The organism is Pseudomonas sp. WS 5010 (assembly GCF_012985565.1).
Classification (GTDB): Bacteria; Pseudomonadota; Gammaproteobacteria; order Pseudomonadales; family Pseudomonadaceae; genus Aquipseudomonas.
Map to the genome: position 1 here is coordinate 71758 of NZ_JAAQWQ010000005.1, position 17630 is coordinate 89387.

Annotated in this window: 18 protein-coding genes; 13 read left to right on the forward strand and 5 right to left on the reverse strand. The window is 63.5% G+C overall.

Annotation, left to right across the window (positions count from 1 at the left end):
• The first annotated feature begins 31 nt into the window (after positions 1-31).
• Entirely contained in the window at positions 32-493 is a 462-nt protein-coding gene (locus HBO11_RS17110; protein ID WP_057439622.1) for a TlpA disulfide reductase family protein, read from the forward strand.
• A 54-nt stretch (positions 494-547) separates the two neighbouring features.
• On the opposite strand, the gene HBO11_RS17115 is transcribed toward HBO11_RS17110, so the two are convergent.
• From HBO11_RS17115 to HBO11_RS17135, 5 genes are all read right to left on the reverse strand, one after another.
• Positions 548-952, reverse strand: coding sequence for an META domain-containing protein (locus HBO11_RS17115; protein ID WP_169955194.1), 405 nt, complete (start codon positions 950-952; stop codon positions 548-550).
• Positions 949-1389 (reverse strand): hypothetical protein, encoded by a 441-nt coding sequence (locus HBO11_RS17120; RefSeq protein ID WP_169955195.1) that lies wholly within the window; start codon positions 1387-1389, stop codon positions 949-951. Before HBO11_RS17120 ends, HBO11_RS17115 begins: the two co-directional genes overlap by 4 nt.
• A gap of 71 nt (positions 1390-1460) precedes the next feature.
• Complete coding sequence (locus tag HBO11_RS17125) at positions 1461-2450, reverse strand: 2-hydroxyacid dehydrogenase (protein ID WP_169955196.1); 990 nt, start codon at positions 2448-2450, stop codon at positions 1461-1463.
• Positions 2451-2561: 111 nt separating this feature from the next.
• Positions 2562-5315 (reverse strand): response regulator, encoded by a 2754-nt coding sequence (locus HBO11_RS17130; protein WP_169955197.1) that lies wholly within the window; start codon positions 5313-5315, stop codon positions 2562-2564.
• A 178-nt stretch (positions 5316-5493) separates the two neighbouring features.
• Entirely contained in the window at positions 5494-6009 is a 516-nt protein-coding gene (locus tag HBO11_RS17135; protein ID WP_169955198.1) for a DUF2062 domain-containing protein, read from the reverse strand.
• 136 nt (positions 6010-6145) lie between these two features.
• Between HBO11_RS17135 and HBO11_RS17140 the strand changes: the two genes are divergently transcribed.
• From HBO11_RS17140 to HBO11_RS17195, 12 genes are all read left to right on the forward strand, one after another.
• The gene (locus HBO11_RS17140) at positions 6146-8401 is read left to right on the forward strand and encodes a DNA internalization-related competence protein ComEC/Rec2 (RefSeq protein ID WP_169955199.1); all 2256 of its coding nucleotides are present in this window, start codon (positions 6146-6148) and stop codon (positions 8399-8401) included.
• A gap of 75 nt (positions 8402-8476) precedes the next feature.
• Positions 8477-9112 carry a MotA/TolQ/ExbB proton channel family protein gene (locus HBO11_RS17145; protein ID WP_029299724.1) on the forward strand — a complete coding sequence of 212 codons (636 nt, stop codon included), beginning with the start codon at positions 8477-8479 and terminating at the stop codon, positions 9110-9112.
• Entirely contained in the window at positions 9109-9537 is a 429-nt protein-coding gene (locus HBO11_RS17150) for a biopolymer transporter ExbD (RefSeq protein WP_029299722.1), read from the forward strand. Before HBO11_RS17145 ends, HBO11_RS17150 begins: the two co-directional genes overlap by 4 nt.
• Positions 9537-10547: a tetraacyldisaccharide 4'-kinase gene (gene lpxK, locus HBO11_RS17155; protein WP_169955200.1), complete on the forward strand. Its 1011-nt coding sequence runs from the start codon at positions 9537-9539 to the stop codon at positions 10545-10547. The genes HBO11_RS17150 and lpxK overlap by 1 nt, the downstream gene beginning before the upstream one ends.
• Before the next feature lie 24 nt (positions 10548-10571).
• On the forward strand, positions 10572-10757 hold the full coding sequence (locus HBO11_RS17160) for a Trm112 family protein (RefSeq protein ID WP_003174668.1): 186 nt from the start codon (positions 10572-10574) through the stop codon (positions 10755-10757).
• On the forward strand, positions 10754-11518 hold the full coding sequence (gene kdsB, locus HBO11_RS17165; RefSeq protein ID WP_169955201.1) for a 3-deoxy-manno-octulosonate cytidylyltransferase: 765 nt from the start codon (positions 10754-10756) through the stop codon (positions 11516-11518). Before HBO11_RS17160 ends, kdsB begins: the two co-directional genes overlap by 4 nt.
• Positions 11518-11982, forward strand: a complete 465-nt coding sequence (locus HBO11_RS17170) for a low molecular weight protein-tyrosine-phosphatase (RefSeq protein ID WP_169955202.1) — start codon at positions 11518-11520, stop codon at positions 11980-11982. Before kdsB ends, HBO11_RS17170 begins: the two co-directional genes overlap by 1 nt.
• Positions 11979-12998 carry a UDP-N-acetylmuramate dehydrogenase gene (murB, locus tag HBO11_RS17175; RefSeq protein ID WP_169955203.1) on the forward strand — a complete coding sequence of 340 codons (1020 nt, stop codon included), beginning with the start codon at positions 11979-11981 and terminating at the stop codon, positions 12996-12998. The genes HBO11_RS17170 and murB overlap by 4 nt, the downstream gene beginning before the upstream one ends.
• Positions 12999-13242: 244 nt before the next feature.
• A complete protein-coding gene (locus HBO11_RS17180; RefSeq protein WP_076964157.1) occupies positions 13243-13713 on the forward strand; it encodes a (2Fe-2S)-binding protein in 471 nt (156 codons plus the stop codon).
• Complete coding sequence (locus HBO11_RS17185) at positions 13710-16031, forward strand: xanthine dehydrogenase family protein molybdopterin-binding subunit (protein ID WP_169955204.1); 2322 nt, start codon at positions 13710-13712, stop codon at positions 16029-16031. Before HBO11_RS17180 ends, HBO11_RS17185 begins: the two co-directional genes overlap by 4 nt.
• Positions 16031-17017: an XdhC family protein gene (locus HBO11_RS17190; protein ID WP_169955205.1), complete on the forward strand. Its 987-nt coding sequence runs from the start codon at positions 16031-16033 to the stop codon at positions 17015-17017. The genes HBO11_RS17185 and HBO11_RS17190 overlap by 1 nt, the downstream gene beginning before the upstream one ends.
• Positions 17014-17592: a nucleotidyltransferase family protein gene (locus HBO11_RS17195; RefSeq protein ID WP_187699290.1), complete on the forward strand. Its 579-nt coding sequence runs from the start codon at positions 17014-17016 to the stop codon at positions 17590-17592. The genes HBO11_RS17190 and HBO11_RS17195 overlap by 4 nt, the downstream gene beginning before the upstream one ends.
• Positions 17593-17630: the final 38 nt, after the last annotated feature.

A 17630-nucleotide genomic window follows, 5' to 3' on the forward strand; every position in this document is an offset into this window, starting at 1 on the left:
GCCCACGTTCATTTTTGCTAAGGATTACCCCATGACACGGCGACTGATAGGCGCACTGGCAGTTATCACCACACTCCTGCTCAGCGGCTGCGGCAATGATTATGGCGTTGACCAATACGGCCAGAAAGTCGCGTCCGAGCGCGTCGACAAACAATGGTTGGTGATCAATTACTGGGCCGAATGGTGTGGCCCGTGCCGCATCGAGATCCCCGAACTCAACGCCCTGGCCGAGCAACTCAAGGGCCAGCCGGTCAGTGTGTTCGGCGTCAACTTCGACAATGTGCAGGGTGAAGAGCTCAAGAGCGCCAGCGAGAAGCTGGGCATCAAGTTCACGGTACTGGCGCAGAACCCCGAGGCGATTTTTGATATCCCGCGCAGCGAAGCGTTGCCGGTGACCTACATCATCGATGACAAGGGCAAGGTGCGGGCACAGATGTTGGGCGAGCAGACGGCGGCGGGGGTATTGGCCAAACTCAAGGAGCTGCGCGGCTAAACGGTTGCTCGCTGGCGATTGCGGTATGCCCGGCACACCGCAATCGTCAACGGATCAGCCTTCTTCCAGCCACAAGCGCAGTGGCTTGCCTTCGGCAGGCCAGAAGCGGGTCTGCTCGATGGGCGAGATGTCCCAGCGTTGCACGGTTTGCAGGGCCTTGAAGAAGCGCTGCTCCTGCTCCATCAGGGCTTCGGCACACAGTTTGCGGGTGCTGCCGATCTTGCCGAAGCTGAGTTTGTCACCGTCCAGGCTGTACGGTGCGAACCAGTGGTTGCAGCCGCCATTGCCATAGGCCCGGCCATCGGCGCCGAGGGTCACGGTCAGGTGGGCGTAGTCCATCAGGGGCCGTTCGCCGATCCATTCGACGATGTAGCTGTGATCCTGCTTGAGCTTGACCTCATCGCTGGCGCAGCCGGCAAGGCCTGCGCCCAGCGCTGCGACCATCAGCAGGCTCTTCATGGCGCGGCCTGCTGGCATTTCGGGCAACGGTGCTTGTCGCCGACGGTGGCCCAGCCCAACTCGGCAATGCGCGCAGTGGCGGCCGGTTGCAGCGGTTCCTTGGTCAGTTTGGTTTCTACCGAGAACTCAAACTCCAGCACGGCGTCGCAGCTGTCGCAATTGACCTTCCAGGTGTGAATCTCCAGTTCGCCGAACTTCGGCCCCTGCGCCATGGCCACCCATTGCCCGGCCGGGCGGATGGAGTAGCGCGCATCGCCTTCGACGGTCAGGCGCATCGACAGGGTCTTGCTGCCGCGCAAGGTGACGATCAGCACATCGCCATGCTTGATCGAGCCACCATTGCCGGTGACTTGGTAACGACCCGGCACCAGGGCGCGGCATTCGATCAGGGTGTGTTGTGGGCTCAGCAAACTGAAGCGGAAATCGTGTTCGGCCATGGATCCTCCAAATAGGCGCGGCATCCTATCACGCTCGTCTGTTTACCATGCGCGCGGTATGTGACCGTTGATCATCCGTGCACCAGGTTTTGTGGCTGGCCGTTGGCCCAGGCCTGGATATTGGCCAGGGTGGTCCCGGCAATCGCCGCCAGCGCCTCGCGCGTGAGGAATGCCTGGTGCGCGGTGATGATCACGTTGGGGAAAGTCAGCAGGCGCGCCAGTACGTCGTCCTGCAAGGGCAGGTCCGAGCGGTCCTCAAAAAACAGCTGGGCTTCTTCTTCGTACACATCCAGGCCCAGGTAGCCCAATTGCCCGTCCTTGAGCGCCTCGATCAGCGCCGGGGTATCCACCAGGCCACCACGCCCGGTATTGATCAACATCGCCCCCGGCTGCATATGGGCCAGGGATTGCGCATTGATCAGGTGCTTGCTGTCGGCGGTCAGCGGGCAGTGCAGGCTGATGATCTGCGCCTCGGCCAGCAGTTGGGGCAGGCTGACATAGCACGCGCCAAGGGCTTCGACCTGCGGATTGGGATAGGGGTCGTACGCCAGCAAGGTGCAGCCAAAGCCAGCCATGATCTTGGCAAAGGTCGCGCCGATCTGCCCGGTGCCCACCACGCCCACGGTCTTGCCCACCAGGTCGAAGCCGGTCAGGCCGTGCAGGCTGAAGTCGCCGTCGCGGGTGCGGTTGTAGGCGCGGTGCAGGCGGCGGTTGAGGGCCAGCACCAGGGCCACGGCATGTTCGGCCACCGCGTGGGGCGAGTACGCCGGCACGCGCACGATGGTCAGGCCCAGGCGCTTGGCGGCGGCCAGGTCTACATGGTTGTAGCCGGCCGAGCGCAGGGCGATCAGCCGCGTGCCGCCGGCGGCCAGGTGTTCGAGCACCGGGGCGCTGAGGTCGTCGTTGATAAACGCACAGACCACTTCGTGCTTGTCGGCCAGGGCCACGGTGTCGAGGTTCAGGCGCGCTGGTTGGAATTGCAGCTCCATGCCTGCGGGCAAGGGTTGGGCGAGAAAGCTGTCGCGGTCGTAGGTCTGGCTGCTGAAGAGGATGATGCGCATCAAAAGGCTCCCTGCAAAATAGCGTGTGGTGACACAAATCCTGTAGACACCGGCGTACCGGCGCCTACAGGAGATGTTGCCCGTGATTGGCGTTGGGCGTGTTGCTCTGCATCAGGCGTTGACGCGGGCCTCGCTGGCCAGGCGGGCAATGGCCAGGTCCAGCTCATCGAGGGCGGCCATGGCTTTGGCGTCATCCTGCTTGAGCAGGGTTTCGGCGCGTTGGCAGGCTGCACGCAATTGCGGCACGCCGCAGTAGCGGGTGGCGCCGTGCAGGCGGTGGACCCGTTCGATCAGCGCGTTATTGTCGTTGGCTTCGCGGGCAACGCAGACCGCCTCACGGTCGGCCTCCAGGGACGCCAGCAGCATGGCCAGCATATCGGCGGCCAAGTCAGCCTTGCCGGCCGCCAGGCGCAGGCCTTCCTCATGGTCCAGCACCGGCAGTTGCGCGGCGGGGCCGTGGCCTTCGACGGCGCGCTCCGGGCCCTGGTTGCGCAGGGCCAGGCCGGTCCATTTGAGCACCACCTGGGCCAGTTGCCGTTCGCTGATGGGTTTGGTCAGGTAGTCATCCATGCCGCTTTGCAGCAGGGCGCGCTTTTCATTGGCCATGGCGTGGGCTGTCAGCGCGACGATAGGCAGCGGCGTGCCGTGGCGCTCGCTTTCCCACTGGCGAATCGCCTCGGTACTCTGGCGCCCGTCCATACCGGGCATCTGCACGTCCATCAGCACCAGGTCGAAGGCTTCTTTTTTCACCGCCTCGATGGCGGTATAGCCGCTTTCCACGGCCTGCACCTTGGCGCCCATGTCTTCGAGCAGGGTTTGTACCAGCAACAGGTTGGCCGGGTTGTCGTCGACACACAGTACCCGTGGCGCGCGGCTGGACAGCGGCTCGCCCGGTTCGCTGCGCAACGGCCGCGGGCTGATCAGGTCGGACAGCGCCCGGCGCAATTTGCGGGTGCAGGCCGGCTTGGCCTGCAACTGACTATTGGGGTTGGGCACCGACAGGTTGAAGAGCATCTGCTCGGTGGTCGGGCACAACACCAGCACTTTGCAGCCCAGGTGTTCGAGGTCCCACAGGTGTTGGTTGAGGCGCTCCGGCGGAATGTCGTTGGCGGTGATGCCCAGTACGGCCAGGTCGATCGCCTGTTCGGTCTGGTGTGCGCTGGTAATGCCGTTGGTCAGGTTCTCCAGGCTGTTGAACGGCGTGACCTCCAGGCCGCAGTCTTCCAGCTGGTGTTGCAGGGCCTGGCGCGCCAGTTCGTGATTCTCCAGCACCGCCACGCGCCGGCCCAGCAGCGGCGGGGCGGGCAGGTCTTCGATATCGTCGCGGGTCTTGGGCAGGTTGAGGCTGATCCAGAACTCCGAACCCTGGCCCGGCGTGCTGTCGACGCCGATTTCACCGCCCATCTGCTCGATCAGGCGCTTGGAGATCACCAGGCCCAACCCAGTGCCACCGGGTTGGCGCGACAGCGAGTTATCGGCCTGGCTGAAGGCCTGGAACAGGGCGCGCACATCCTGGTTCGACAGGCCGATGCCGGTGTCCTGCACGCTGATGCGCAGTTGCACGCTGTCTTCCTGTTCGTCTTCGAGCATGGCCCGGGCGACGATGGTGCCTTCGCGGGTGAACTTGATGGCGTTGCTGACCAGGTTGGTGAGGATCTGCTTGAGACGCAGCGGGTCGCCCACCAGCGATAGCGGCGTATCGCGGTAGACCAGGCTCACCAGCTCCAGCTGTTTGGCGTGGGCGGCCGGGGCGAGGATGGTCAGGGTGTCTTGCAGCAGGTCGCGCAGGTTGAACGGGATATTGTCGAGCACCAGCTTGCCGGCTTCGATTTTCGAGAAGTCGAGAATTTCGTTGATGATGCCCAGCAGGTTGTCGGCGGACTTTTCGATGGTGCCCAGGTAATCCAGCTGGCGGGGCGACAGCTCGCTTTTCTGCAACAGGTGGGTGAAACCGAGGATGCCATTGAGCGGCGTGCGGATTTCATGGCTCATGTTGGCCAGGAACTCCGACTTGATGCGGCTGGCCTCCAGGGCTTCCTTGCGGGCCAGGTCCAGCTCGATGTTCTGGATCTCGATGGTTTCCAGGTTCTGGCGCACGTCTTCGGTGGCCTGGTCGATGCTGTGTTGCAGTTCTTCCTGGGCATTTTGCAGGGTTTCGGCCATGCGGTTGATGCCGGACGCCAACTGATCCAGCTCCTGGCTGCCCAGGGGCGGCAAGCGGGTTTCCAGGTTGCCATCCTTGAGCTGCGCCACCGCTTGTTTGATCTGGCCGATGGGCGAGTTGATCGTGCGGCTGATGCGCAAGGCCAGGGCGGCGGTGCAGATCAGGCCGATGGCGATCAACATCAGGCTGGCGAACAGGCTGCGATAGCCGCGCAGCAGCATGCCGTTATGGGACAGTTCCAGCTCGACCCAGCCCAGCAGGCGATCGGCTTCGTCGGGGATCAGCTCGCCAGCGAGGTTGCGATGACGGCCGAACACGGGCAGCAGGTAGCGGGTGGCGTCATTACCGGTGCGTTGCAACAGGTGCGAGCTGTTGCCGATGGGCGGTTGGTTGAGCATGGTCGGGCCGGCATGGGCCAGGGGCGTGCGGTCGGGCGCCAGGAAGGACACGGCCCGTACATCGACTTGTTCCAGGGACTGGGTGGCGATGCGTTCCAGCAGATCGGTGTTCTTGTTGCCCAGTGCCGGTGCCACCAGCGGCGCCAGCTGTTCGGCGATCATCTCGCCGCGATTGAGCAATTGGGTTTGCAGGTCCGAGAGCTGCATCCAGGTGAAATAACCGCCCAAAAGCAATGCCATCAGGCTGGTAGGCAACAAGGTCAGCAACAGTACGCGGCCTTTTATCCCCATTCTTCTTAGCACGCCACTCTCCTGCTACCACACTGATGTCGAGATTCTACGCAGGCATCCGGCCTGCGCCACCTGCGCAGTGTAGCCATATGAGGGGCTTGGAATCTTGCAAAAGATGCTTGAGGGGGCAAGGCGCCGGCTTGTCGGGTTGCTGCATCGCTGCGCTGGCGCCAGCAAGGCCCCTTGGCTACTACCGATTACGCTGCTGGCGCTTTTTCCACTGATGACCCACCCACCACCGCCAGTACACCATGGTCAGGCAGTACGCCAGCGCGCCCAATACCAGGCCCATCACCACCGAGCCCAGCAGGAACGGCTGCCACATAGTCGACAGTTGCCCGCTGATCCATTCCCAGGTCAGTTCATCGGGCAGGGTGCGCGGCGGGATGTTCATCAGCCAGGTGCCGGTCATATAGGTGCAGAAAAACACCACGGGCATGGTAATCGGGTTGGTCAGCCACACCAGGCTCACGGCGATGGGCATATTGCCGCGCACGGAGATGGCGAGGACGGCGGCCAACAGCATCTGCAAGGGAATGGGAATGAATGCGGCAAACAGACCGACAGCCATGGCCCGGGCAACCGAGTGCCGATTGAGGTGCCACAGGTTGGGGTCATGGAGCAGCGTGCCGAGAAAGCGTAAGGACTTGTGTTCCCGAATGCTGGTCGGATCGGGCATGTACCGTTTGAATAAGCGCCGTGGCATAAGGGGTCCAGGTCAGTTCGAGGGGCAAGTATGCCCGTATTCTATGAACGGGAAATTCAGACTTTGTGACAAAAAATCATAGTTCGCCTTGAACCACTCGGCTAACACTCGATGGGTCACTTTAAAGGAATGATCCATGCGCACAGGGACGTTTGCGCTGGCGTTGGGGCTGCTGGCGTTGCGCCTGCTGCCTGCCTTGCCGCCGGTCGGTTGGTTGCTGGTCATGTTGGTGGTGGCGTTGATGCTGCTGCCGTTTCGTACTTATCCGCTGGCGCTTTTCCTGTTGGGCCTGGCGTGGGCTTGTTTCAGCGCGCAACGAGCACTGGACGAGCGGCTCGTGCCCGCCCTGGACGGCCAGACCCGTTGGCTGGAAGGGCGCGTCAGTGGGCTACCGCAGCAGGCCAATGGGCTGGTGCGCTTCGAGCTGAGCGACAGCCGGTCACGCCAGGACCGGCTGCCCCAGCGCATCCGGCTGAGTTGGCAGGGCGGCCCGCCAGTGCGCAGCGGGGAGCGCTGGCGTTTGGCTGTCACTCTCAAACGCCCGTCCGGCCTGCTGAATTTCCATGGTTTCGACCAGGAGGCCTGGCTATTGGCCCAGCGTGTGGGGGCGACCGGGTCGGTCAAGGATGGCCAGCGCCTGGCGCCTGCCCGACATGCCTGGCGCGATGGGATCCGCCAGCAGTTATTGGCGGTGGATGCCCAGGGACGCGCAGCCGGACTGGCCGCCTTGGTACTGGGCGACGGCTCCGGTTTGGCCGCCGAGGACTGGCGCATCTTGCAGGACACCGGCACCGTGCATCTGTTGGTCATCTCTGGCCAACATATCGGCCTGTTGTCGGGGCTGATCTATGCGCTGGTGGCCGGCCTGGCCCGTTACGGTTGCTGGTCCAGGCGCTTGCCCTGGCTACCCTGGGCCTGTGGCCTGGCATTCGCCGCGGCGCTGGCCTATGGCGTGCTCGCCGGTTTTGCCGTGCCGGTGCAGCGGGCCTGTGTGATGGTGGGGCTGGTGTTGCTGTGGCGCCTGCGGTTTCGCCATCTGGGGATCTGGTGGCCCCTGCTGCTGGCACTCAATGCAGTATTGATCCTTGAACCCCTGGCCAGCCTGCAACCGGGTTTCTGGTTGTCATTTGCCGCCGTGGCCGTGTTGCTGCTGGCCTTCAGCGGCCGTCTGGGGCCCTGGCGGGCGTGGCAGGCCTGGAGCCGTGCCCAGTGGCTGATCGCTATCGGGCTGTTTCCGCTGCTATTGATACTCGGCTTGCCGATCAGCTTGAGTGCGCCGCTGGCCAATCTGTTTGCCGTGCCGTGGATCAGCCTGCTGGTGCTGCCGTTGGCGCTGGCGGGCACGTTGTTGCTGGCAGTGCCGTGGCTGGGCAGTGGCCTGCTGTGGTTGGCGGGTGGCGCGCTGGATTGGCTGTTCAGCGCCCTGACCTTGCTGGCCGGGCACATACCGGCGTGGCTGCCGGCCGAGGTGCCCGTGGGCTACTGGTTGCTCAGTGTGCTGGGCGCCGTGCTGTTATTGATGCCCAAGGGCATTCCCTTTCGCCTGCTGGGGTGGCCTTTGTTGCTGCTGGCGGTGTTCCCGCCCCGTGAGTCGATCCCGTTGGGCCAGGTGGCGGTGGAGCAACTGGATGTCGGCCAGGGCTTGTCGATCGTGTTGCGCACCCGCAACCACGTGCTGTTGTATGACGCCGGGCCACGGGTGGGGGACTTCGATCTCGGTGAGCGGGTGGTTCTGCCGGCTCTGCGCAAGCTGGGGGTTGGCCAGCTGGACTTGATGCTACTCAGCCATGCCGACGCCGATCATGCCGGAGGCGCTGCGGCGATCGCGCGCGGGTTGCCGGTCAAGCGCGTGGTGGGCGGGGAAACCCAGGGCCTGCCGGCATTTCTCGATACCCAGGCCTGTGTCAGCGGTGAGCAATGGGAGTGGGACGGCGTGGCGTTTGAGCTGTGGCAATGGGCGGATGCCAGCAACGGCAACGCGAAGTCGTGCGTGCTGCAGGTCCAGGCCAATGGCGAACGGTTGCTGCTGACCGGCGATATCGACCGCGAGGCCGAGCGCGCCTTGTTGGCCACACCCTTGGCGGTCGCCACGGATTGGTTGCAAGTGCCCCATCATGGCAGCCGCAGTTCTTCGTCATGGCCGTTTGTCCAGCAATTGGCCCCCAAGGCGGTGCTGATCTCCCGGGGGCGCGGCAATAGCTTTGGCCATCCGCACCCGCAAGTGCTGGCACGCTACCAGCATTTTCACAGCGCCATTTATGACAGCGCCGAGCAGGGCGCCGTGCGTCTGCGCTTGGGGGCTTTCGAGGCGCCGATCATGGCACGCAGCCAGCGTCGTTTCTGGCGTGCGCCTGTCACTGACAGTTACCAAAGGCCGGTACCTGCGACATGATGGCTGTCGGCAGGCAGGTCCTTCCTCGTCAGCCTGTATGCTAAAGTGGCGCACTTTTTCGAGGGGACATTCACTGTGTGGGAATTGGTCAAATCCGGCGGCTGGATGATGTTGCCGATCATTCTGAGCTCCATCGCCGCACTCGGCATCGTTGCCGAACGCCTGTGGACCCTGCGCGCCAGCCGTGTAACCCCTGATCATCTGCTGGGGCAGGTCTGGCGCTGGATCAAGGACAAGCAACTGGACAAGGAAAAGCTCAAGGAACTGCGGGCCAATTCCCCCCTGGGCGAGATCCTCGCCGCTGGCCTGGCCAACTCCAAGCACGGCCGCGAGATCATGAAGGAGTGCATTGAAGAAGCCGCCGCCCGGGTAATCCACGAGTTGGAGCGCTATATCAATGCCCTGGGCACCATCGCCGCAATGGCGCCACTGCTCGGCTTGCTCGGCACGGTGCTGGGCATGATCGATATCTTCAGCGCCTTTACCGGTTCGGGCATGACCACCAACGCCTCGGTATTGGCCGGGGGGATTTCCAAGGCCTTGATCACCACGGCGGCGGGCCTGATGGTCGGTATCCCGGCGGTGTTTTTCCACCGTTTCCTGCAACGGCGCATCGATGAACTGGTGGTGGGCATGGAACAGGAAGCCATCAAGCTGGTGGAAGTGGTCCAGGGCGACCGCGATGTCGACCTGGTCGAGGGCAAAGCGTGAAATTTCGCCGCAAGCCCCGGGAAACCGTCGATATCAACCTGGCCTCGTTGATCGATGTGGTGTTTATCCTGCTGCTGTTTTTTGTCGTCACCACCACCTTTACCCGGGAAACCCAACTGCGGGTCGAGCTGCCGGAAGCCGTCAGCGGCTCGCCGGCTGAAGACCAGCAGCTCAAGCAACTGGAGATCACCATCAGCGCCGAAGGGGTGTTTTCGGTGAACAACCAGTTGCTTGAGAAAAACGACGTGGCCAGCGTGATGGATGCGCTGCAGAAGGAGTCCGGCGGTGATACACAAATGCCGCTGTCCATCAGCGCCGATGGCAAGACCCCACACCAGGCCGTGATCACCGCGATGGATGCTGCCGGCAAGCTCGGTTTCAGCCATTTGCGCATGACCACCGTCGAGGCGGCGGGGCAGCCCTGATGGCCTTGTCCGATCGTTTGCTCAAGGCCTGGTACGACGGCCACCCGGCGCTCAAGCTCCTGCAACCTCTGGAGGCGCTCTATCGCCTTGTGGTCAAGCGCAAGCGCGAACGGTTCCTGGCGGGCGAGGGCACGATCTATCAATCGCCGGTGCCCATCGTGGTGGTTGGCAATATCACCGTAGGCGGCACGGGCAAGACGCCGTTGATCCTGTGGTTGATCGAGCATTGCCAGCGCAGTGGCCTGCGGGTCGGCGTGGTCAGCCGTGGCTACGGGGCCAAGCCTGCGCAGTTGCCATGGCGGGTGCAGGCTAGCGACAGCGCTCAAGTGGCCGGCGACGAGCCGTTGTTGATCGTGCAGCGCAGCGGCGTCCCGCTGATGATCGACCCCGATCGCAGCCGTGCGGTGCAAGCCCTGCTGGCCAGCGAGACCCTGGACCTGATCCTCTCCGACGATGGCCTGCAGCATTACCGCCTGGCCCGTGACCTGGAACTGGTGCTGATCGACAACGCCCGTGGCCTGGGCAATCGCCGCTGCCTGCCTGCCGGGCCGTTGCGCGAGCCGGTCGAGCGCCTGCACAGCGTCGATGCCCTGCTCTATAACGGCGCCGGGGCTGATCGCGAGGACGGCTTTGCTTTCCGTCTGCTGCCGACCACGCTGGTCAACCTGCTGACCGGCGAGCGCCGGCCGCTGGACCATTTTCCCGTGGGGCAGCAGGTGCATGCGGTCGCCGGTATCGGCAACCCGCAACGTTTCTTCAATACCCTTGAAACGCTACACTGGCGGCCGATACCCCATGCGTTTGCCGACCATGCGCCCTACAGCGCCGAGGTCCTGAATTTTACGCCGTCACTGCCGCTGGTCATGACTGAAAAGGACGCGGTGAAGTGCCGCGCCTTTGCCCAGGCACACTGGTGGTACCTTGCAGTTGATGCGGCACCGTCACCGGCGTTTATCGCCTGGTTCGACACGCAACTGATGCGTCTGCTGCCCGCTCGACTTTTGCCTTAAAACGCTTTTATCCAGGAAACCCCCATGGACACCAAACTGCTCGATATCCTCGCTTGCCCGATCTGCAAAGGCCCGCTCAAGCTCAGCGCCGACAAGACCGAGCTGATCAGCAAAGGCGCTGGCCTGGCATACCCGATCCGCGATGGCATCCCGGTGATGCTGGAAAGCGAAGCCCGTACCCTGACGACCGACGAGCGCCTGGATAAATGACCACTGCCTTCACTGTTGTCATCCCCGCGCGCTATGCCTCTACCCGCCTGCCCGGCAAGCCGCTGCAGATGATCGGCGCCAAGCCGATGATCCAGCTGGTCTGGGAGCAGGCCTGCAAAAGCAGCGCCCAGCGCGTGGTGGTGGCCACTGACGACCTGCGGATCATCGAGGCCTGCAAGGGGTTTGGCGCCGAAGCAGTGCTGACCCGTGAAGACCACAACTCCGGCACCGACCGCCTGGCCGAAGTCGCCACGCACCTGGGCCTGGCGCCGGACGCCATCGTGGTCAACGTGCAGGGTGACGAACCGCTGATCCCGCCGTGTGTCATCGACCAGGTCGCCGCCAACCTGGCCGCCCATGCCGAAGCGCGCATGGCGACCCTGGCCGAACCTATCGAAGACATCCAGACCCTGCTCAACCCGAACGTGGTCAAGGTGGTCAGCGACATCAATGGCCTGGCCCTGACCTTCAGCCGTTCGACCCTGCCCTGGGCGCGCGATGAGTTCGCCAAGCAGCGTGACGTATTACCGGCTGGCGTACCTTATCGTCGCCATATCGGCATTTACGCCTACCGCGCGGGCTTCCTGCATGACTTCGTCAGCTGGGGCCCGTGCTGGCTGGAAAACACCGAGGCACTGGAACAACTGCGAGCCCTGTGGCACGGCGTGCGCATTCATGTCGATGATGCGCTGCAAGCCCCGCCAGCCGGCGTCGATACGCAGGAAGACCTTGAGCGCGTGCGTCGGTTGCTGGGGGCGTGATGGAAGTCCTGTTTGTCTGCCTGGGCAATATCTGCCGCTCGCCCACCGCCGAAGGCGTGCTGCGCCACAAACTGCGGGCCGCCGGGCTGGCGGACCGGGTCGAGGTGGCCTCTGCCGGTACCGGTGAATGGCATATCGGCAAGGCGCCGGACAAGCGCAGCCAGCAAGCAGCGCTGCGCCGTGGCTACGACTTGTCGGCCCAGCGTGCGCAGCAAGTGTCGCGTGCCGACTTTGCGCGCTACGACCTGATCCTGGCCATGGACCAGAGTAACCTGCGCAATCTCAAGGCTATGCAGCCGGCCCAAGGCAAGGCGGAGGTGGATCTGTTCCTGCGCCGCTACGACTCGGCGGTGGATGAAGTGCCGGATCCGTATTACGACGGCGAACAGGGTTTCGAGCAGGTCCTGGACCTGATCGAGGCCGCGTGCGACTTGCTGGTGATCGAGTTGAAGGGGCGGTTATGAGTCTGGATGTGCAGCCCCAGGTTTCCCTGAAGGCCTTCAACAGTTTTGGCATCGATGTGCGTGCGCAGTTGTTCGCCGAGGCCCATAGCGACGCCGATGTGCGCGAGGCCCTGGCCTATGCGGCCGCGCAACAGTTGCCATTGCTGGTGATCGGTGGCGGCAGCAACCTGCTGCTGACCCAGGATATCCCGGCGCTGGTATTGCGCATGGCGACCCAGGGTATCCGCGTCCTGCACGAGGACACCCAGCAGGTTGTGGTGGAAGCCGAGGCGGGTGAGGCCTGGCATCCTTTTGTGCTGTGGACCCTTGAGCAAGGGTTCTCTGGCCTGGAAAACCTCAGCCTGATCCCCGGCACTGTCGGCGCCGCGCCGATGCAGAACATCGGCGCCTACGGTGTCGAGATCAAGGATGTGTTCGCCGGCCTGACCGCCCTCGACCGCCAGACCGGCGAGTTGCGCGATTTCAGCCTGGCAGAGTGCAACTTCGCCTACCGCGACAGCCTGTTCAAACACGAAGTGGGGCGCTGGCTGATCCTGCGGGTGCGCTTTGCCTTGAGCCGCGTCGCGCACCTGAAGCTCGGCTATGGCCCGGTGCAACAACGCCTGGCCGAGCAGGGCATTACCCAGGCGACCCCCAGCGATGTCAGCCGGGCCATTTGCAGCATTCGCAGTGAAAAACTGCCCGACCCTGCGGTCCTGGGCAACGCTGGCAGTTTCTTCAAGAACCCCTTGGTGCCCCAGGTGCTGGCGGCGCAATTAAAGCTGCAATATCCCGATCTGGTGGCTTATCCCCAGGCTGATGGCCAAGTGAAACTGGCGGCTGGCTGGTTGATTGAAAAGGCCGGCTGGAAAGGCTTTCGCGACGGTGATGCCGGCGTGCATCGCTTGCAGGCGCTGGTGCTGGTCAATTATGGCGCGGCCACCGGGCTGGATATTGCCAGCCTGGCCCAGCGCATCCAGCGCGATATCGCCGAGCGCTTCAAGGTCGAGTTGGAAATGGAGCCCAATCGTTATTGAGCTACGCTTCTAGCCTGTTGAACCAAGCCCTGCATTGCAGGGCTTTTTTGTTAATGCTGGGTTAACTTAGCAGGCTAACGATGCCTGTTTATTGTTCGATAGACGCTGTTTATCAAAGGCCCGGTGAAGACCTGTCTTCACAAGAGAGCCCGATTAGCCTGAGCCATCTGCGTGAACCGACTCCGCTCCTTTGAAAGCGGCAGATAGCTCGACCCCATAATCCAATCACTATGCGGGCGTGCCCATGATTACTCTCAAACTCAACGGTCAAGATCATCCACTGGATGTCACCGAGGACATGCCCCTGCTGTGGGCGATCCGCGACGTGGCGGGTTACAACGGCACCAAGTTCGGTTGCGGCATGGGCCTGTGCGGTGCCTGCACCATTCATATCGACGGCTCGCCGGCGCGCAGTTGCATCACGCCCATCGGCTCGGTCAAAGGGCAGAACGTCAGCACTATCGACAACCTGCATAACGACCCGATTGGCCAGGTGGTGCAGCAGGCGTGGTTGGACACCGCAGTGGCGCAATGCGGTTACTGCCAGGGCGGGCAGATCATGTCGGCCACGGCCTTGCTCAAAACCAACCCCAACCCCAGCGATGCGCAGATTGAAGAGGCGATGGTCGGCAATATCTGCCGTTGCGGCACCTATAACCGCATCAAGACGGCGATCCGCCAGGCCGCGACCCACTTGCAGGAGGCCAAGGCATGAGCCAGTTGCCGAGCAATTTCGCCCTGAACAACCTCAGTCGCCGTGGGTTCCTCAAGGGGGTCGGCGCGACCGGTGCGCTGGTGGTGGCTGCCAGTTGGGGCTTGCCCCAGGCCTTTGCCGCCGAGGCCAAGCAATACGGCGGGGCCGCGATGCCCCATGGGGTGGTCGATGATCCCAAGGTCTATGTCAGCATCGCCATCGACGGCACCGTCACCGTGATTTGCAACCGCTCGGAAATGGGCCAGGGCGTGCGCACCAGCCTGACCATGGTGGTGGCCGATGAACTGGAGGCCGATTGGGCGCTGGTGAAGGTTGCGCAGGCGCCGGGCGATGAAGCGCGTTTTGGCAACCAGGATACCGACGGTTCGCGCAGCATGCGCCATTGGTTCGAGCCGATGCGCCGGTGCGGCGCCGCCGTGCGAACCATGCTGGAACAGGCCGCTGCCGAGCAGTGGCAAGTCCCGCTGGGCGAATGCCGGGCGCAGTTGCATAAAGTGATTCACCAGCCCAGCGGCCGCGAACTGGGCTATGGCGCCCTGGCCGCAGCCGCCGGTGCGCTGGCGGTGCCGGCGCGCGACAGCCTGCGGCTCAAGCAACCCTCGGAATTTCGCTATATCGGCAAGGAAGCCACCAAGGCCATCGACGGTGCCGATATCGTCAACGGCCGGGCGGTGTACGGCGCCGATGTGCATTTTGACGGCATGCTGTTCGCGACCATTGCGCGGCCCAAGGTGTATGGCGGCAAGGTCAAGTCGTTCGATGCCAGCGCGGCGTTGAAAGTCCCGGGGGTGATCAAGGTCCTGCAAATCGAAAGCCGGCCCTTGCCCTCCGAGTTCCAGCCATTGGGCGGCGTGGCGGTGGTGGCCAGCAACACCTGGGCGGCGATCAAGGGGCGCGAAGCGTTGCAGATTGTCTGGGAGGACGGCACCAATGCCGGCTACAACTCCATCGATTATCGCAAGACCCTGGAAGCGGCGGCCCTCAAGCCCGGCAAAGTGGTGCGCAATACCGGCAGCATCGACCAGGCCCTGAGCGATGCCGACAGCACCCTCGAAGCCGCGTATTACTTGCCACACCTGGCGCAGTCGCCGATGGAACCGATGGTTGCCGTGGCCCGCTATCAAGACGGGCAATGCGAGGCCTGGGCCCCGAGCCAGGCGCCACAGGTCACCCGCGAACGGGTGGCCGAGCGCCTTGGCCTGCCGTTCGATAACGTCACGATCCACGTCACCCTGTTGGGCGGCGGTTTCGGGCGCAAGTCGAAACCGGACTTCATCATCGAAGCTGCGGTGCTGGCCAAGGAGTTTCCCGGCAAGGCTGTGCGCGTGCAGTGGACACGCGAAGACGATATCCATAACTCCTACTTCCATACCGTCTCCGCCGAGTACCTCAAGGCCGGCCTGAACAAGGACGGCATGCCTGCCGCCTGGCTGCACCGCACCGTGGCACCCAGCATCACCGCGTTGTTTGCGCCGGGCATGAACCACGAGGCGGCGTTCGAGCTGGGCATGGGTTTTACCAACATGGCCTATGCCATTCCCAATGTGCGCCTGGAAAACCCCGAGGCTGCTGCCCACACCCGCGTGGGCTGGTACCGTTCGGTGTCGAACATCCCCCACGGGTTTGCCATTCAGAGTTTTGTCGATGAACTGGCGCACAAGGCCGGCCAGGATCCGCTGAAGTATCAGCTCAAGCTGCTGGGCCCGGATCGTCAGATCGATCCGCGAACCTTGAGCGAAGAATGGAACTACGGCGAGTCCCCCGAGCGTTATCCGATTGATACCGCGCGCATGCGTGGCGTGCTGGAAACCGCGGCCAAGGCTGCCGGTTGGGGCCGTGCGCTGCCCAAGGGGCGTGGCCTGGGGCTGGCGGTGCACTACAGCTTCGTGACCTATGTGGCGGCGGTGATCGAGGTCGAGGTCAAGGATGATGGCACACTGATTGTGCACAAGGCCGACATCGCCGTGGATTGCGGCCCGCAGATCAACCCGGAGCGCATCCGCTCGCAGTTCGAGGGCGCGTGCGTCATGGGCTTGGGCAATGCGGTCCTGGGGGAAATCAGCTTTAAGGATGGCAAGGTCCAGCAGGACAACTTCCATATGTATGAAGTGGCGCGCATGTCCCTGGCGCCCCGGGAAATCGCCATACATTTGGTCACCCCAACAGGTGAGGTGCCCTTGGGCGGTGTCGGTGAACCGGGTGTGCCGCCGATTGCGCCGGCGCTGTGCAATGCGATATTTGCCGCCACCGGCAAGCGTATCCGCAACTTGCCTGTGCGTTATCAGCTACAGGGCTGGCAGCAGGAGGCGAAGGCCTGATGGACAGCGTGGATCTGAATGTCCTGCGCAGCGTGCTCGAATGGCGCCGCGCCGGGCAGCGGGTGGTGCTGTACAGCGTGGTCCAGACCTGGGGCAGCGCGCCACGGCCGCCGGGGGCGATGCTGGCCCTGCGCGGCGACGGGGTGGTGATCGGCTCGGTGTCCGGTGGCTGCATCGAAGATGACCTGATCGCCCGACTGCATGATGGCCGCTTGCCAGATGAGGGGCCGCCGGTGCAACTGGTGACCTATGGCGTCACCCGCGATGAAGCGGCGCGCTTTGGCCTGCCATGCGGCGGCACCTTGCGCCTGACGGAGGAGCGGGTGGGTGATCCTGCGTGGGTCGCCGAGTTGCTGGCGCGTTGTGAGGCTCATGAAATAGTGGCCCGGGAGTTGGACTTGGCGACGGGCACCGTGCGTTTGAGCGCGGCGAGCAAGTACGACATTGTCAGTTTTGACGGTGGACGCTTGCGGGCTATCTATGGCCCGCGCTGGCGCCTGTTGCTGATCGGTGCAGGCCAGTTGTCGCGCTATGTGGCGGAAATCGCGCGGCTGTTGGATTTTGAAGTACTGATCTGCGACCCACGCACGGAGTTCGTGCATGGCTGGGAAGAACAACACGGGCGCTTTGTGCCGGGAATGCCCGATGAGGCGGTGCTCAATATCCAGACGGACGAGCGCACGGCCATTGTGGCCCTGACCCACGATCCGCGCCTGGATGATATGGCGCTGTTGACCGCGCTCAATTCCCGGGCGTTCTACATCGGTGCCCTGGGGTCACGGGCCAATAGCCGTAAGCGTCGCGAGAACCTGGCCGTGCTGGGGCTGGGAGCCGAGGCGATTGCGCGGCTGCATGGTCCGATCGGTCTTGATATTGGCAGTCATACGCCGGCAGAGATTGCCTTGTCGTTGATGGCGCACATCGTCGCGATCAAGAACGGCGTAGAGCTGTTGCAAGCGAAACCCGTGCGGGAGGCGGTCAGTTGACGAGCGCCATCACCGCCATTGTCCTGGCGGCGGGGCAGGGCAGCCGGTTCCGCGCGTTAAGCGGTCAGGACAAACTGCTGGCGCCTTGTGTGGGGCGTGATGGGGTGAGGCGGCCGGTCTTGGAGCAGGTGCTGGTCAATTTGCCCGCCAGTGTCACCCGGCGTTGGGTGGTCACATCGCCGAGGCGCAGCGAGGTTGTACGCCTGGCGCGCCATTATGGGTGCGAAGTGCTGCTCCTGGATTCGGCGGGCATGGGCGACAGCATTGCGGCAGCGGTGGCCGCCAGTGGCCCCGCGACGGATTGGCTGGTGGTGTTGGGGGATATGCCGTTTATCCAGGTGGCGAGTATTGAGCGGGTGATAGAGCGGGTGGAGGGGGTCAGTGTGCCGGTGCATGCTGGCCGGCAAGGCCATCCTGTGGCGTTTGGCCGGGCACTGGGGCCGGTGTTGATGGGGTTGACTGGGGACCGTGGGGCCAAGGCGCTGTTTGCTCAGGCTGAGGTGCGGGAAGTGCCGGTGGATGATCCTGGGGTGTTATGGGATGTGGATGTGCCGCAATCACTGGAATTCAGGTAGGGGCTGGAAGAGCTGCTCGGGGTGTCAGGTATTTATCC

Excerpts from the sequence above, each read along its gene's own strand:
- HBO11_RS17110 (WP_057439622.1), top strand. The coding sequence starts at position 32 with ATGACACGGCGACTGATAGGCGCACTGGCAGTTATCACCACACTCCTG.
- HBO11_RS17190 (WP_169955205.1), top strand. The coding sequence starts at position 16,031 with ATGGACAGCGTGGATCTGAATGTCCTGCGCAGCGTGCTCGAATGGCGC.
- HBO11_RS17115 (WP_169955194.1), bottom strand. The coding sequence starts at position 952 with ATGAAGAGCCTGCTGATGGTCGCAGCGCTGGGCGCAGGCCTTGCCGGC.
- HBO11_RS17140 (WP_169955199.1), top strand. The coding sequence starts at position 6,146 with ATGCGCACAGGGACGTTTGCGCTGGCGTTGGGGCTGCTGGCGTTGCGC.
- HBO11_RS17170 (WP_169955202.1), top strand. The coding sequence starts at position 11,518 with ATGGAAGTCCTGTTTGTCTGCCTGGGCAATATCTGCCGCTCGCCCACC.
- HBO11_RS17160 (WP_003174668.1), top strand. The coding sequence starts at position 10,572 with ATGGACACCAAACTGCTCGATATCCTCGCTTGCCCGATCTGCAAAGGC.
- murB (WP_169955203.1), top strand. The coding sequence starts at position 11,979 with ATGAGTCTGGATGTGCAGCCCCAGGTTTCCCTGAAGGCCTTCAACAGT.
- HBO11_RS17125 (WP_169955196.1), bottom strand. The coding sequence starts at position 2,450 with ATGCGCATCATCCTCTTCAGCAGCCAGACCTACGACCGCGACAGCTTT.
- HBO11_RS17185 (WP_169955204.1), top strand. The coding sequence starts at position 13,710 with ATGAGCCAGTTGCCGAGCAATTTCGCCCTGAACAACCTCAGTCGCCGT.
- HBO11_RS17120 (WP_169955195.1), bottom strand. The coding sequence starts at position 1,389 with ATGGCCGAACACGATTTCCGCTTCAGTTTGCTGAGCCCACAACACACC.
- kdsB (WP_169955201.1), top strand. The coding sequence starts at position 10,754 with ATGACCACTGCCTTCACTGTTGTCATCCCCGCGCGCTATGCCTCTACC.
- HBO11_RS17135 (WP_169955198.1), bottom strand. The coding sequence starts at position 6,009 with ATGCCACGGCGCTTATTCAAACGGTACATGCCCGATCCGACCAGCATT.
- HBO11_RS17180 (WP_076964157.1), top strand. The coding sequence starts at position 13,243 with ATGATTACTCTCAAACTCAACGGTCAAGATCATCCACTGGATGTCACC.
- lpxK (WP_169955200.1), top strand. The coding sequence starts at position 9,537 with ATGGCCTTGTCCGATCGTTTGCTCAAGGCCTGGTACGACGGCCACCCG.